The organism is Clostridium sp. D53t1_180928_C8, from assembly GCF_015667795.1.
Taxonomy (GTDB): Bacteria; Bacillota; Clostridia; order Clostridiales; family Clostridiaceae; genus Clostridium.
Genome location: NZ_JADPEL010000002.1, coordinates 1 through 14,885, shown reverse-complemented (window position 1 = coordinate 14,885; position 14,885 = coordinate 1). Strand labels below are relative to the sequence as shown.

General features: G+C 29.7%; 11 protein-coding genes. 7 read left to right on the top strand and 4 right to left on the bottom strand.

Annotated elements, in window-relative coordinates; translation table 11 throughout:
- Window positions 1–8: 8 nt before the first annotated feature.
- Together aroQ and I4V51_RS01560 are read left to right on the top strand one after the other, a co-directional pair.
- Window positions 9–455: a type II 3-dehydroquinate dehydratase gene (gene aroQ / locus I4V51_RS01565; protein ID WP_195986583.1), complete on the top strand. Its 447-nt coding sequence runs from the start codon at window positions 9–11 to the stop codon at window positions 453–455.
- 301 nt (window positions 456–756) lie between these two features.
- Entirely contained in the window at window positions 757–2,760 is a 2,004-nt protein-coding gene (locus I4V51_RS01560) for an FAD-dependent oxidoreductase (RefSeq protein WP_195986582.1), read from the top strand.
- A 111-nt stretch (window positions 2,761–2,871) separates the two neighbouring features.
- Here I4V51_RS01560 and I4V51_RS01555 read toward each other — a convergent pair whose 3' ends face one another.
- Entirely contained in the window at window positions 2,872–3,687 is an 816-nt protein-coding gene (locus tag I4V51_RS01555) for a MerR family transcriptional regulator (RefSeq protein WP_195986581.1), read from the bottom strand.
- Between the two features lie 221 nt (window positions 3,688–3,908).
- Here I4V51_RS01555 and I4V51_RS01550 point away from each other — a divergent pair, with 221 nt between their 5' ends.
- From I4V51_RS01550 to ytvI, 3 genes are all read left to right on the top strand, one after another.
- A complete protein-coding gene (locus tag I4V51_RS01550) occupies window positions 3,909–5,273 on the top strand; it encodes an MATE family efflux transporter (RefSeq protein WP_195986580.1) in 1,365 nt (454 codons plus the stop codon).
- Window positions 5,254–6,048, top strand: coding sequence for a hypothetical protein (locus I4V51_RS01545; RefSeq protein ID WP_243281354.1), 795 nt, complete (start codon window positions 5,254–5,256; stop codon window positions 6,046–6,048). Before I4V51_RS01550 ends, I4V51_RS01545 begins: the two co-directional genes overlap by 20 nt.
- A gap of 74 nt (window positions 6,049–6,122) precedes the next feature.
- Complete coding sequence (gene ytvI, locus I4V51_RS01540; protein ID WP_195986578.1) at window positions 6,123–7,226, top strand: sporulation integral membrane protein YtvI; 1,104 nt, start codon at window positions 6,123–6,125, stop codon at window positions 7,224–7,226.
- A 153-nt stretch (window positions 7,227–7,379) separates the two neighbouring features.
- On the opposite strand, the gene I4V51_RS01535 is transcribed toward ytvI, so the two are convergent.
- The 3 genes from I4V51_RS01535 to sdaAB are packed head-to-tail and all read right to left on the bottom strand — an operon-like array spanning window position 7,380 to window position 9,988.
- Window positions 7,380–8,405, bottom strand: a complete 1,026-nt coding sequence (locus I4V51_RS01535) for a PTS sugar transporter subunit IIC (RefSeq protein WP_195986577.1) — start codon at window positions 8,403–8,405, stop codon at window positions 7,380–7,382.
- Window positions 8,406–8,420: 15 nt separating this feature from the next.
- Window positions 8,421–9,308, bottom strand: a complete 888-nt coding sequence (gene sdaAA / locus I4V51_RS01530; protein WP_195986576.1) for an L-serine ammonia-lyase, iron-sulfur-dependent, subunit alpha — start codon at window positions 9,306–9,308, stop codon at window positions 8,421–8,423.
- Window positions 9,309–9,310: 2 nt separating this feature from the next.
- On the bottom strand, window positions 9,311–9,988 hold the full coding sequence (gene sdaAB / locus I4V51_RS01525) for an L-serine ammonia-lyase, iron-sulfur-dependent subunit beta (RefSeq protein ID WP_195986575.1): 678 nt from the start codon (window positions 9,986–9,988) through the stop codon (window positions 9,311–9,313).
- Between the two features lie 460 nt (window positions 9,989–10,448).
- Here sdaAB and I4V51_RS01520 point away from each other — a divergent pair, with 460 nt between their 5' ends.
- Together I4V51_RS01520 and I4V51_RS01515 are read left to right on the top strand one after the other, a co-directional pair.
- Window positions 10,449–14,210 carry a beta-N-acetylglucosaminidase domain-containing protein gene (locus tag I4V51_RS01520; protein ID WP_195986574.1) on the top strand — a complete coding sequence of 1,254 codons (3,762 nt, stop codon included), beginning with the start codon at window positions 10,449–10,451 and terminating at the stop codon, window positions 14,208–14,210.
- 326 nt (window positions 14,211–14,536) lie between these two features.
- The gene (locus I4V51_RS01515; RefSeq protein WP_195986573.1) at window positions 14,537–14,689 is read left to right on the top strand and encodes a zinc-ribbon domain-containing protein; all 153 of its coding nucleotides are present in this window, start codon (window positions 14,537–14,539) and stop codon (window positions 14,687–14,689) included.
- Window positions 14,690–14,885 lie beyond the last annotated feature (196 nt).

The following is a 14,885-nucleotide window of genomic DNA, read 5'->3' as shown; positions in this document are numbered from 1 at the left end:
AATTAATTATGAAATTTATGGTAATAAATGGACCTAATATAAACATGATAGGGGTTAGAGAAAAAGGAATATATGGATCAAAGAGTTTTACTGAGATCTGTCATTACATAAAAGAAGAAGGGGAAAAAAGAGGACATGAAGTTACACTTCTTCAAAGTAACTGTGAAGGAACTATGATAGATTTCTTACAAAGAGCTTACTTTGAAAAATTTGATGGTGTTGTTATAAACCCAGGTGCATACACTCACTATAGCATAGCTTTACATGATGCAATCAAAGGAAATACTGGAATTCCGACAGTTGAAGTTCATATTTCAAATGTACATGCTAGAGAAGAATTTAGAAAAGAATCTAAGACAGCTCCAGCTTGCATAGGACAAATGTGTGGGTTCGGTGAAAAAGGTTATGTTTTAGCAATGGAAGCATTAGAAGACTATATCACTAGAAATAAATAATATTAGTAGGCTGTTGTAGATATATGCACAGCCTTTTAATTTTTGAAGTAAAAGTGAAGAATTTATGGAATAATTCGGTTATGTGAATTTTTAAAGTTTATATTAAAAAGAAACCCGAGTTTTTTTACTTTAACTCTTTATGTTTACTTCTTAACTCATATCTTTTATATAGATTATATCTATAGAAAAAGATAAAAATATTCATTAGATTTATAATTGCTATAGGGTTATACTTATCTAAGGAAATGTATGAAAACAAAAGTTAAAACTTTATCAATATATATTTATAGGAGAATGTAGGATGAATAAGTACCAAAACATATTTACACCATTAACAATTAAAAATATGACTATCAGAAATAGAGTTGCTATGCCTCCAATGGGAACAAACTATGGTGGGGCAATGGGGGATTTCACTGAAGAGCATGTTCAATATTATGAAAAGAGAGCTAAAGGTGGAACTGGTTTAATCATAGTAGAAAATGCTTGTGTTGATTTTCCAGTAGGTTCAAATGGAACAACTCAAATTAGATTAGACCATGATAGATATATACCAAATTTATTTAGATTAACTGAAAGATTACATAGACATGGTGCTTGTGTTGCTATTCAAATAAATCATTCTGGAGCATCAGCTGTACCGGGAAGAATAGAAGGACATACTCCGGTATCTTCTTCAAATGTACCTTCCAAAACAGGTGGAGCTATTCCAAGATCACTTACAGTAGAGGAAATATATGAAATTGCAGACAAGTATGCAGATGCTGCAAGAAGAGCTCAAATGGCTGGATTTGATGCTGTTGAGATTCATGGAGGACACTCTTACTTATTATGTCAATTCTTATCACCATTATATAATAAAAGAACGGATGAATTTGGTGGAAGCTTAGAAAATAGAGTAAGATTTCCTAAGTTAGTATTAGAAAAGGTTAGAGCTGCAGTAGGACCAATGTTCCCAATAAGCTTTAGATTTAGTGCTGATGAATTTATGGAGGGTGGAAATACATTAGAAGATACATTAAATATGATAGAATATCTTGTTGATGAAATAGATATATTAAATGTATCTGCAGCGGTTAATGATACGCTTCAATATCAAATAGATGCTAACTACTTAAAAGATGGTTGGAGATCATATATGGCTAAAGCTTTTAAGGAAAAGTTCAATAAGCCAGTTATAACTTCAGGAAATATTAGAAACCCAGAAATTGCTGAAAAGATATTAGCAGAAGGACATGCTGATTTATTAGCAATGGGACGTGGACTTATAGCTGATCCAGAGTGGGTTAATAAAGTAAAAAGTGGAAGAGAAGATGAGTTAAGAAAATGTATATCTTGTAATATTGGATGTGCTGGACATCGAATCGGAATAAATAGACCAGTAAGATGTACAATAAATCCAGAAGTTATTTTAGGAGAAGAAGCTCATACTTCAATGAAAGTAAACAAACTAGTTAATGTTGTTGTTATTGGTGGAGGAACTGCAGGTCTTGAAGCTGCCTGTACAGCTGCTGAAGTTGGATGTACAACATTCTTATTTGAAGCTAAGCCATATTTAGGGGGATTAGCTAGGGAAATAGCTAAATTGCCAGCTAAGGATAGAATTAATGACTTCCCAGATTACTTAATTAACAGAGCTAAGAAGTTAAGAAATCTTTATATATTTAAAAATACTACTGCTACAATGGAAGCAATAGAAAACTTAAAACCAGATGTAGTTGTTAATGCTACAGGATCTACTCCATTATTACCTCCAATAGCTGGATTACATGATAGAGTTGATAAGGAAGATTCAAAAGTGCTATCAATATTTGGATTAATAAATAATATTGAAAGGTTTAATGAAATGAACTTAGAAGGCAAGAAAATAGGAGTTATAGGTGGAGGAGCTGTTGGACTAGATGTAGTTGAATATTTTGCTCACAAAGGTTCTCACGTTACTATAGTTGAAAGAATGCCAGCTGTAGGTAATGGTATGGATATAATAACTAAGCTTGACTTCATGACTATGCTTAAGAAGAAGGAAGTAGATGTAAGAGTTGAAACTTCATTATTAGAAATTAAGGATCATAGCTTTATAGTTAATAAAGATGGAGCAGATGAAGAAATTAATTTTGATTATGGATTTGTATGTTTAGGAATGAGAGCATACTCTCCATTAATGGCAGAATTACAAGGTAAATTTGCTGGAACTAATGTTGAAGTTGTTAACATAGGTGATAGTGTAAGAGCTAGAAGAATTATTGAAGGTGTTGAAGAAGGTAGACATATTACTGATACACTTAAGAGAATTGGAGCTCTATAAAAAATTATATTATATAGATAAAAAAACGTACCATAAGTAGTGGTACGTTTTTTATATAAGGATAAAATTTATAAACTAAATTATTAGCAACACAGATTATAATTAAGGTATTTATTCACAATGAATTGTAATTTGTGTTATATATTCATCCATATTTTTAATTGTAAGTTCATTAATTCCTTCTTCATAAGCATAACCTAATAGCTTTAAGTTATTTTCATTTGCAAAAGATAATATTTCATTATATTTATATGGAAGGCCATCCCAATTACCTTTACAATAGGCTTTTATATATCTACCATTAGGTTTAATAAACAATCCTGATTTTTTTGTTGGCTTTTTTATTTTTGTAAAGAAGTAATCAGCATTATTATAATCATTTTTAATTAATTTATCTATTGAAATCATACTACCAAAATTATGGTTAAATAAGCGGTTAGTATGAAATTTTTTTGCGTGTTCAATCATGGTTGATAAATCTATTTCATTAGTTATATCTGTTATAGATTCACTAAGATATAAGTACTCTTCTTTACATTCAACAATTTCAATTTTATCTAGATTACTACAAAGCTCTATATTTAATAGTTCCTTCTTTTCAAGAAGAAGATTATCTATTTTTTTTAAAGTCTTAATTTTATTATCAATTTCAGTAAGTTTTGTAGTTATTAAGTTAGATAAGGCTTCTGCAGAACGGTGGTTTAGATATTTTTGTATATCTTCAATTGACATATCAAGTTCTCTTAATGTAAGAATCATTTCAAGAACAGGACTTTGTAAATATGTATAGTACCTATAACCATTATCTTTTTTTATTGCTGGAGAAAAGAGTCCAATATCATCGTAGTATATTAATGTTCGTTTATTAATATCATGTAATTTTGCAAATTGACCAGTTGTGAAAAGAATATAATTTTTATTAGCCATTTTTAATATTCACCTCTTGACATTACAGTTACTGTATACTTTAGATTATATGATAGATATAGATGAAGTCAATAGAAAGGGCGAATAGGGTTAGATTATCTGTATTATATAGAAGTTTTAAAAGTTATTTATAAGCCTTAAATTGATAAGTTTATTTATCATTATTTTTTTGTAAAAATTTAAAGTATAAGCTTAATTTCTAAGTTTTTAGGAGGAGAAAGATGAGTAATGTTTTAGCACAGAAAATAACTATAGCATCATTAATTAAATTTTCTATACCAACAGTTATTATGATGACTTTTATGAGTTTGTATACTATGGTAGATGGAATTTTTATATCTAATTTTGTTGGCACTGATGCGTTATCTGCTGTAAATCTTATTAGTCCATTTATAATGGTTATAAGTACAATAGGTATTATGTTAGCAACTGGTGGTAGTGCTATAGTTGCTAGAAAAATGGGAGAGAGAAAGAGCAAAGAATCAAGAGAAAATTTCTCTTTATTAGTACTTATGGGAATTGTAGTTGGTATTGTTGTTTTAGTAATTGGTAATGTTTTTATAAACCCATTAATTAAAGTTTTAGGAGCTAATGATGTTGTATCTCAATATTGTTATGATTATATGAAAATTATGTTAGGTTTTATGCCAGCTTTAATGCTTCAGGTAATTTTTCAGTCTTTTTTTGTAACAGCAGGTAAATCAGCATTAGGTTTAGGTTTTGTAGCAGTAGGAGGAATAACAAATATTATACTTGACTATATATTTATAGGAAGTTTGAACATGGGACTTGCTGGAGCTGGACTTGCGACAGGAATTGGATACTCTATTCCAGGTATTTTAGGGTTACTTTATTTTATTGTAAATAGAAAAGGTACTTTATATTTAATAAAACCTAAATTTGATACTAAAGTTTTAAAAGAAAGTCTTATGAATGGTTCTTCAGAAATGGTATCTAATTTAGCAGGAGGTATAACTATTTATCTTTTTAATATTGCTATGATGAAAATGATAGGACCTGATGGAGTTGCAGCAATTAGTGTTCTTCTTTATACGGATTCACTTTTGGTTGCTATATATATGGGGTATTCTATGGGGGTATCACCTCTTATAAGTTATAATTACGGAGAAGAAAATAGGAGGAATTTAAGGAAAATATTGAAAATAAGTGTGAGAACGCTACTTATTTCTTCTATAACAGTTTGTATATTATGTGTAATATTTTCAAAAAATCTTGTGTCAATTTTTGCTCCTGTTGGAAGTAGTGTATTTATTATTGCAGCAAAAGGATTGCCTATATTTGCAATAGCTTTCTTGTTTAAGGGGCTAAATATATTTGCATCATCCATGTTTACAGCTTTATCTAATGGTAAGGTATCAGCTATATTATCATTTTTAAGAACATTTGTATTTTTAATTATTGGAATTACAATTCTACCTAGTTTATTTAAAGTAACAGGATTATGGATTTCCGTTCCATTTGCTGAGGTGTTGGCAATTATTATTTCATTCATTTATTTTAAAAAATTTAAGTCTGTATATTTTTATTATTATAATGGTGAGTTTAATGAGAAGATTAAGGCATAAAGGTAATATCGAATTAAAAAAATTTAAATCTAATAAGAGTACTTTTATAATATATATTTTTTTAAGAACAATAGTAGTTATAGAAATGGTACTTGCATTTATGAGGGGAAATTATGAAAATTTATTTTTGTGCATATTAACATTAATGCTGTTTATGATACCAAGTTTTATACAAAAGAAGTTTCATATAGAACTTCCAAGTGTTTTAGAAACAATTATTCTATTGTTTATATTTGCGGCAGAAATTTTAGGGGAGATTTGTGCCTATTATGTTAAATTTCCATTTTGGGATACTATGCTTCATACTATAAATGGATTTTTAGCAGCAGCTATTGGTTTTGCATTAGTTGATATTTTAAATAGAAATGAAAGAGTTTCAGTTTCATTATCACCAGTATATCAAGCTTTGGTAGCATTTTGTTTTTCAATGACAATAGGAGTATTATGGGAGTTTTTTGAATGTGGAATGGATATATTCTTTAATATGGATATGCAAAAGGATAGCATTATAAATATTATAAATTCAGTAAAGTTAAATTCAGATGGACATAATATTCCAGTAACCATTGAAAATATACAGGAAGTAATTATTAATGGTAAAAGTCTAGGTGTTGGAGGATATCTTGATATTGGCCTTATAGATACTATGAAGGATTTATTTGTTAATTTTATAGGTGCATTTATATTTTCATTTTTTGGGTATTTTTATTTAAAGAAAAGAGGAAAGGGAAAGTTTATAACTAATTTTATTCCAAAAGTAAAATGGAGAAATTAAAAGTTATTTGTGTGATAAAGAAAAATTTAATGTTCTTATTTTATATAAATAGTGTCTAGGAGGGAGAAGCAATATTGAATTTTGAGAGTGAATTAATATTAAAAAAGCAAAAAAACTTTCTAATAAAAATATGCTATTTTAGTGTAATAGCTATTATAACATTATTTATATTAAAGTTTATAGTTCCTATATTTATACCTTTTATAATAGCTTTTATAATAGCATGTATTTTAAGTTATCCTATTAGATTTATAGTAAAAAAAACAAACTTAAAACGTGGAATTATTTCTATACTAATGGTAATAATATTTTTTATTTTTACAATTTTATTAGTAGTTAACATTGGATGTGAATCTTATGTATTTATAAAAAAGCTATTTAGTAGTTTGCCAGAGTTATTTACAGGAATGTTTATTCCTTTTATTGAAAATATATTTAGCAATATTGAGGGAGTAATAAGCTCCTTAGATCAAGAGATTATTTTGCTTTTAGAACAAGGCTCATTTGAGGTTATAAAATCAATAGGTAAGATTATAAGTGGATTATCTACTGATGCTGTAACAAGACTTTCTCATATTGCAACATTAATTCCTGGTATATTTATAAAGACAATAATCACTGTTATTGCAACATTTTTTATTACAATTGATTTTGATAGAATAATTAATTTTATAAAAAACTTAATTCCAAGTAAAGTAACGATTATTTTAAGAGAAAGTAAGCGATATATATTTGATACTGTATTTAAGTGTATATATTCATATGCATTAATTATGATAATAACGTTTGTTGAAATTTGGATAGGGCTTTCAATTATAGGAATATCCAATGCTGGGATTATTGCATTTACTATTTCACTATTTGATATACTTCCTGTATTAGGAAGTGGGGGAGTAATGATACCATGGGTTATTATTGCTATAATATCTGGAAATTATAAAGTAGCAATAGGAATAGGCACGTTATATATAGCAATTACTATTGTTAGAAATATTATTGAACCAAAGCTTGTAGGAAAACAAGTAGGACTTCATCCATTAATAACATTAATGAGTATGTTGTTAGGGGTTCATTTATTTGGAATGATAGGATTATTAGGATTACCCATTTTTGTATCACTTATAAAGAGTTTGCATGATAAGAGTATAATAAATATTTTTAGAAAATTAGCATTTTAATTAAATTTATTGATATAAATTTAATATTTACAATAAGAATTACTGATATTTATAAATAGTAGAAATAAAGTAATGGATTTTAAAAGTAAGGAAGAAGCCCGTTGATAAATATTTTCATATGGGCTTCTTCCTTAAAAAATATATTTAAGCTAATTAAGCTGCTTGTGGATTTCTAATCTCATCAGCAGTAAGAATTTTTTTATTCTTAAAGATGAAGTATCCGATATATCCACTGATAACACTTACTAAAATACAACCAGCAGCAGCTATTAATACCTTTATAGCTGGATTATAGGCAAACATAACTGCAAAGCCTGCAATTGGAGTGGCAGTACCAGGGGTCATATTTACTAATCCCATAAGAGAAACTATTATGCCACTTAATGCACCTCCTATAAAGTTTGTTACGTAAACCGGAATAGGATTAGCACTAATTATATCTGCTTGAGTTAGAGGTTCTATTGCAACTGCAATAGTATCTTTTTTAGAACCAAATTTCATTTTTCCAAAGAATACATAGTTCATAAATGAAGAACCAAACACTGCTAGGGCACCTATAGCCATTGGGACTCCTGTTAATCCAAGCATAGCAGTAAGAGCCATTGAGCTAAGTGGAGCTGTAGCAACTACTGTTAATATTCCACCAAGAATAATTCCCATAATTATAGGACTTGAATTAGCAGATGAAAGTAATACATCACCTATTTTTAATAATGTACTATTAACAATTGGTGTCATACCTGATGCTATTAAACGAGAAAGTGGAGCTGCAATAATTATAATAGCAATAAGGTCTAAACCAGCAGGTACTTTCTTTTCTAAGAATTTAATAACATAAGATATAAGGTATCCAGCAATAAAACCAGGTAAAATACCAAATCCTGAACATGCAAGTCCAACTAATACTGCATAAACTGGAGAAACACCAAGAGCTAGGGGTACAAGTATTGCTGCAGCAACCCCACCTAAGCTACCATTAGCGGCACCAACACTTTGTAAAAATCCAATATTTAATACTCCTCCAAAGAATGCATCATGGAATGCTTCAACTAAGAAGCTCGCACAAGCGGCATTAGCTAGTGCCCCCATAGCTTTCATTCCATTTGGAGCTTTATAACTGAATAAAGTAAATAATCCAAGAACTATAAGTAAAAGAATCGTTCCAAATATAATATTCATATCTTAATCCCCCTATTAATTATTAGTTTTTCCAAATACTTTCTCTTTAAGTTTTAAACCAGTTTCAGTAATGGCAACACCGCCTAAAGCAGTTTCTCTTAATTCAGCAGGCATTCCTAGTCCAACTTTATACATTGCTGAAAGGGCATCATCAAAAGGAATCTTTGAATTTACACCAGCCATTACTAAATCAGCTGTACAAAGGGCGTTTATTGCACCGGATACATTTCTTTTTGCACAAGGTATTTCAACTAAACCAGCAACAGGGTCACATACAAGACCTAATACATTTTTGAAAATAATAGCGGCAGCATCTAAACTCATTTCTGGAGTTCCACCCATAAGTTCAACAACAGCACCTGATGCCATTGCTGCAGCAGAACCACATTCAGCTTGACATCCTCCTTCAGCACCAGAGAAGGTAGCGTTCATTCCAATAATCATTCCTATAGCTGAAGCTGCAAATAATCCGGTAATAAGCTCGTCATCAGTTTTATTTAATAATTCTCCAGCGCTTAAAATTACTGCAGGTAATATACCGCATGAACCAGCAGTTGGACACGCTACAATTTTACCCATAGAACCGTTAACTTCAGAGGAGGACATAGCCATAGCCATTGCAGTAACAATACCACTACCCATTAGGGATTTGCCAGAATTGCTATATTGTTGTAGACGATAAGCATCTCCGCCAATAAGTCCACTAAGGGAATACACCTTTTTCTCTCTACCTAAAGTAGCACTTTCTCTCATTGCATTGAGTGTATTTTTCATTTGTGAAAATAACTCTTCACGTGAAACACCTTTAGCTTCAACTTCCTTACGAATAGCATATTCGCTTAAAGATATTTGTTCTTTTTGGCATATATTAACAAGTTCTTTACCTGATTTTGCAATATTCATAGTTAAAATCCTCCTAAAGAATTAATTACAATAACACGGTTTACTCCATTTATTGATTTTATTTCATTTATAATTTCATCTGAAATATTAGTGTCAACTTCTAAGGTCATAGTAGCATCTTTACCTTTTTGATTTCTACTAAGTGACATGAAAGCAATATTTATTTTATTTTCATAGAAAAGGGTAGATATTTTAGAAACAGTACCAGGAACATCATCATGGCAAGTAATAATAGTAGGATATTCACCAGTTATTTTAACTTTTTTTCCATTAATCTCATGGATTTCAACTAATCCACCACCAATAGAAGAGCCTAGTACGTCCCATTCAATATCATCAATATCTTTAATTAAAAATTTAACTGTATTAGGATGAACTTGTCCCAAATCAGCCGGAAGAAATCTAATGATTATTCCTTTTTCATTTGCAATTGAAATAGAATCTTTAAGGTTAGGATCATCAGGAAGAAATCCTAATATTCCTGCAACAAGAGCACGATCGGTTCCATGCCCCTTATATGTTTCTCTAAATGATCCATGAAGAAGAAAACTTACTTCTTTAATAGGTTTATTAACAATTGTTCCTGCTATTTTTCCAAGTCTAGCAGCTCCAGCTGTATGAGATGATGATGGACCAATCATAATTGGACCCAAAACGTCGAATATTCCGATATTAGCCATAATATCACCCTTTCTTTATATTACATAAATATATTTAACTTTTTAGTTTATACAAATTACAACTATAATATACAATATTCGACAAAGTGTGTAAAGGGTTTCTGAGAGAAAATTCGAAATTGTCTTAAAATTTTAATTTTTTTAACGATATATTAAAATTATGCTGTGATTAATAAAAGAGTGTCAATATAGTAATTTATAAAATCAGAGTTATAGTAAAAATTTTAGAAATTATGGAAAAATTCTAGGGATTATGTATGAAAATGTTTACCGAAAAGAAAGCCTATGGTAAAGTGTAGTTAATATAATTAATAAATTAACAGGCGTGTAACTACAAATAAGTAGGCATTAGCTAGGGGAATAGATTTTTTCTATATCCTTTAGCTTTTTTTTTGTAAAAAAAGCTAAATTTATAGAAAAAACTATATTGAAAATATTTTATAGAGTGGAGAGATGAGATATGGCAAGAGCAAAATTTGCAAGGAAATTGGGTATGTGCTTAGTAGCAATGTTAGCTGTAAATTCTATGGCATCAATAAGCGTACAAGCATCTAATGAAATAACAAGAGAAGTGGTAAGTACTTTATCTAATAATAATTTAACAATTAATCCATTACCACAAAGCATGGAAATTTTACAAAATGAAGTAGAATTAACAGAAACAATTAATATAATTGGAGGAAGTGAAGCAGATAAGTATGCTGTTGAATTATTAAAAAGTATTTTATCTAGCATGAATATAACTGTTAATGAAACATTAGTTGAAGGTGCTACAACTATATATATAGGTGAAGTTAATGATAATATAACTGAATTGGAAGAAGCTCTTAATGAAACTGGAGTAGATGCATCTACGATTACTAAAGAAGAAGGGTATGTTTTAGTAACTAGGGATAGTGAAGAGGGCGATAAAATAATTATTAGAGGTAATGATGAATCAGGGACTTTTTATGGAGTTCAAACATTAAAGCAAATTATAGAAAATGATAATAATAAAAATATAGAAGAAGTTACTATAAAGGATGAACCAAGTGTAAAATTAAGAGCTGTAGTAGAAGGGTTTTATGGAACACCTTGGACTCAAGAAGAAAGGCTAGATCAGCTAAGAATGTATGGTGAAAATAAGATGAATGCATATATATATGCACCTAAATCTGATCCATATCATAGAAAGCTTTGGAGAGAACCATATCCAGCATCAGAACTTGATAGAATGCAAGAATTAATACATACTGCAGATGCAAATAAAGTGGACTTTGTATTTGCTATTTCTCCAGGTTTAGATATTAAGTTTGAAGGTGAAAATGGAGAAAATGCAGCAGAGGCAGAAGCAGATTTCCAAGCTTTAATTAACAAAGCACAAACATTATATGATATGGGGGTTAGAAGATTTGCCATACTTTGGGATGATATAGAAAATAATGAAGGAGCTAAGCAGGCTGAAATATTAAATAGATTTAATGAAGAGTTTGTTAAGACAAGAGAAGGTGTTAAAACATTAATAACAGTTCCTAAAGAGTATTGGGCTAGCTCTATGTTTGAAATGAATAGTACAAATATAAAGCAATATACACAAGATTTTGCTAATACTTTAGATGAAGATATAGAAGTTATGTGGACTGGAAATGATGTTATTCCTCCAGGTGGAGTATCTATGGAAGATGCTAATAAAGTAACTGATATATACGGTAAGAAAATGATGTTATGGTGGAACTATCCTGTTAATGATTATAAAGAGGATAAATTAGCATTAGGACCAATATATGATTTAGATACAAATTTAGATGATGAAATATCAGGATTTATTGTTAATCCCATGAGATTTGCTGAAGCATCTAAAATATCAACTATAACAGGTGCTGACTATGCATGGAATACTAAGAATTATGACTATAATAGATCTTGGGATACAGCATTAGAAATAGTAGGTGGGGAAGCTAAAGATTCATTAAAAGAATTTGCAAATCACACTACAAGATTAGATACAGGAAGACCAGATTCACCAGAATTAAATTCTCTTATAAATTCAATGTGGGAAAAGTGGAATAAAGGAGAAGATGTAAGTGGTGAGCTAAATGAATTAACTTCTGAATTTGAAAAAATGAAATCTACTCCAGATACCTTAAGAAATACATTAGAAAATGAAAGGCTATTAGAACAAATCGAAGGTCATTTAGAAAAATTTGAAATGTATGCTAATACAGGATTAATGACAGTTGAAATGTTGAAAGATATAAAATCAGATAATATGATTGGATTCTGGAGCAATAAATATAAGGGAACAAAAGCCTTATTAGAATTAGATAGTAAGAAGGAATTAATAGCTAATTTAGTTGTAGATCCATTTATAAGGGAAGCTCATGAAGTTGGAAATAAATATTTTGATAATAAAACAACAGTATTAAAAGATAAAGAGTATAATTACACATCTATTGGAAATATAGAGCATAATGAATATGAACAATGGTACATGCCTAAAGCGACACATGGACCTGATAAGATGTTTGATAAGTTACTAGATAATGGTTTCTGGTCAAAGGATAATATTAAATCTAATCAATATATAGGATTTGACTTAGGGACAGTAGAAAAATTAAATAATGTGTATTTATTAATGGGTAAAACTGGATATGATACAGAAATACTTTTAGATGGAACATTAGAATATTCTGTCGATGGTACTAATTGGACAGAGTTAGTTACGAATCCAACTAATAGAGAAGTGTTGGTAGAATGTGATATTGAAGCAAGATATGTTAGATATAGAGCTACTAAGGATAGTGATAATAAGTTATTTGTTAGAGATTTTAAAGTAAATGTAAATAAAAGTAGTGAAAAGGCATTAGGAAAGGTTGATTCATCAAAGGTAAATATACTAAAGGGAACAGATGGAGATGAAGAATTTGTATCCTTAGATAATATCGGAGAAGTATCTTTAAAAGAAGGAGAAATTATAGGAATTGCATTAAATGATATAAAAAGAGTAGTTGCATTAACTACTACAGGAGTTTTAAATACAGAAGACTTTGTAATAGAAACTTCGTTAGATAATAGAAGTTGGAATTGGCAAGAAGTAAAAAGTGGTTCATCATTTAGAGAAGTAAAACCTGTTACAGGTAAGTACTTTAGAATAAGGGCATTAAATGATACAAAAGTTAACTTGGAATCTATAAAAATCCATACAGAGGGTATGCCAGAGATAACAATGACAACTAATAGACCAATAAATCCTGACAGACCACACAGACAAGCTATTTATGGAGATGATTATGATACAGGAACACAACTTGTAACAACTCCATTTATTCAAGAGGGAGATTACATTCAAATAGATTTAGGAAAGACAATGAATGTTAGAGATATAAGATTATTACAAGGTCATGATGAAGACTTTATAAATAATGGAATACTTGAATATTCTGTAGATGGGGAAAATTGGACTGAAATAGATGTTGATTTTGGCCCTAATGATATTGTAATTAAGGATTTAGATATTGAAGCTAGATATTTGAGAGCAACATCAACAAAATACAGGGATCGTTGGATAAAGGTAAGAGAATTTACTGTAAATAATTTAACTGAAGAATACTTAGTAACTACAACTGCTAAGGGAACATATATTGATAGAGCAGAAAACACAAGGGATAATAACTTAAACTCTGCCTATATACCAAGCAGAGATATTGTTGCAGGAGATGAATTAGTTTATAAAATTTTAGATAATAAATTATCATCTAAAATAACAGTAGTTCAAGGAATTGATAATATTTCAGGTGCTAAGGTTACAGCTCAAAAATCATCAGGAGAGTGGATAGAGCTAGGAAGCTTAACAGAAGGTTATAATGAATTTGTTTTAGATGAAGCAACTAATATTGTGACAGTAAAACTGCAATGGACAGATAATATAGGAAAGACAGAAATATTTGAAATTAAGCCTACTTTTGTTGGAGTAGCAACTGAAGAGGAAACACCAGAAATACCAGAAGAACCTGAAAATCCAGGAGATAATCAAAAACCAGAGATACCAGAAAAACCAGAAACTCCAGATGACGATAAAGAACCAGGAGTATCAGTTAAACCAGAAGAACCATCACAAGGTACAGGAAAGCCAAATGGAAACTTACCGCAAACAGGGGCTCCTATAGGGGCTGGGGTAGTTGTTGCTATTGGTGGTTTAATGGCTACTTTAGGTGCAACAATGTTTAAAAAAAATAAAAAATAAAAAATAAAAACTAGAAATTATATATTTTATAATGGCGTTTTATTATTGTAAGTAATCTTATTTAAAATATAAAAAGTTAATTATATGCAAGTTGATAGTGGGATAAATTAAAAGGAAAAACAATGTATTTTGATAGAAAATATTGTATTAAATTTAAATAATTTTAAAATATCATTAAAAAAGGTTGCAATTAAATATATAATATGTTATTATAAAAGAGTAGCAGATTTGCTAACAAATAAAAAAGTTTCATTTAGGTAGATAGTTTCTCGAAAATTAGAGATTATTATATCAATTTAGAATCTTTAATTTTAGGAGGAATATTTATGACAGATAAGACATTAACATGTAGAGATTGCGGAAGCGAATTCGTATTCACAGTAGGAGAACAAGAATTCTACAAAGAAAAAGGATTCGATAACGAACCTACAAGATGTTTAGCTTGCAGAAGAGCTAAAAAAGAACAAAATAGAAGATAATTTTAGATTGTTATAGGTTGTAGTTTAAACTACAACCTTTTTTATTGTATTTAGAATACCACAGGTTCGACCTGTGGTTCCGGAAAGCTTCTAGCGGTGAGTAGAAATAAAAAAACCTCCGTTGTAAAATTATAGTAGGTTTGCCGACCACAACTATAATACAAGGAGGTATCCAATATGGATAATAGTAGTTTAG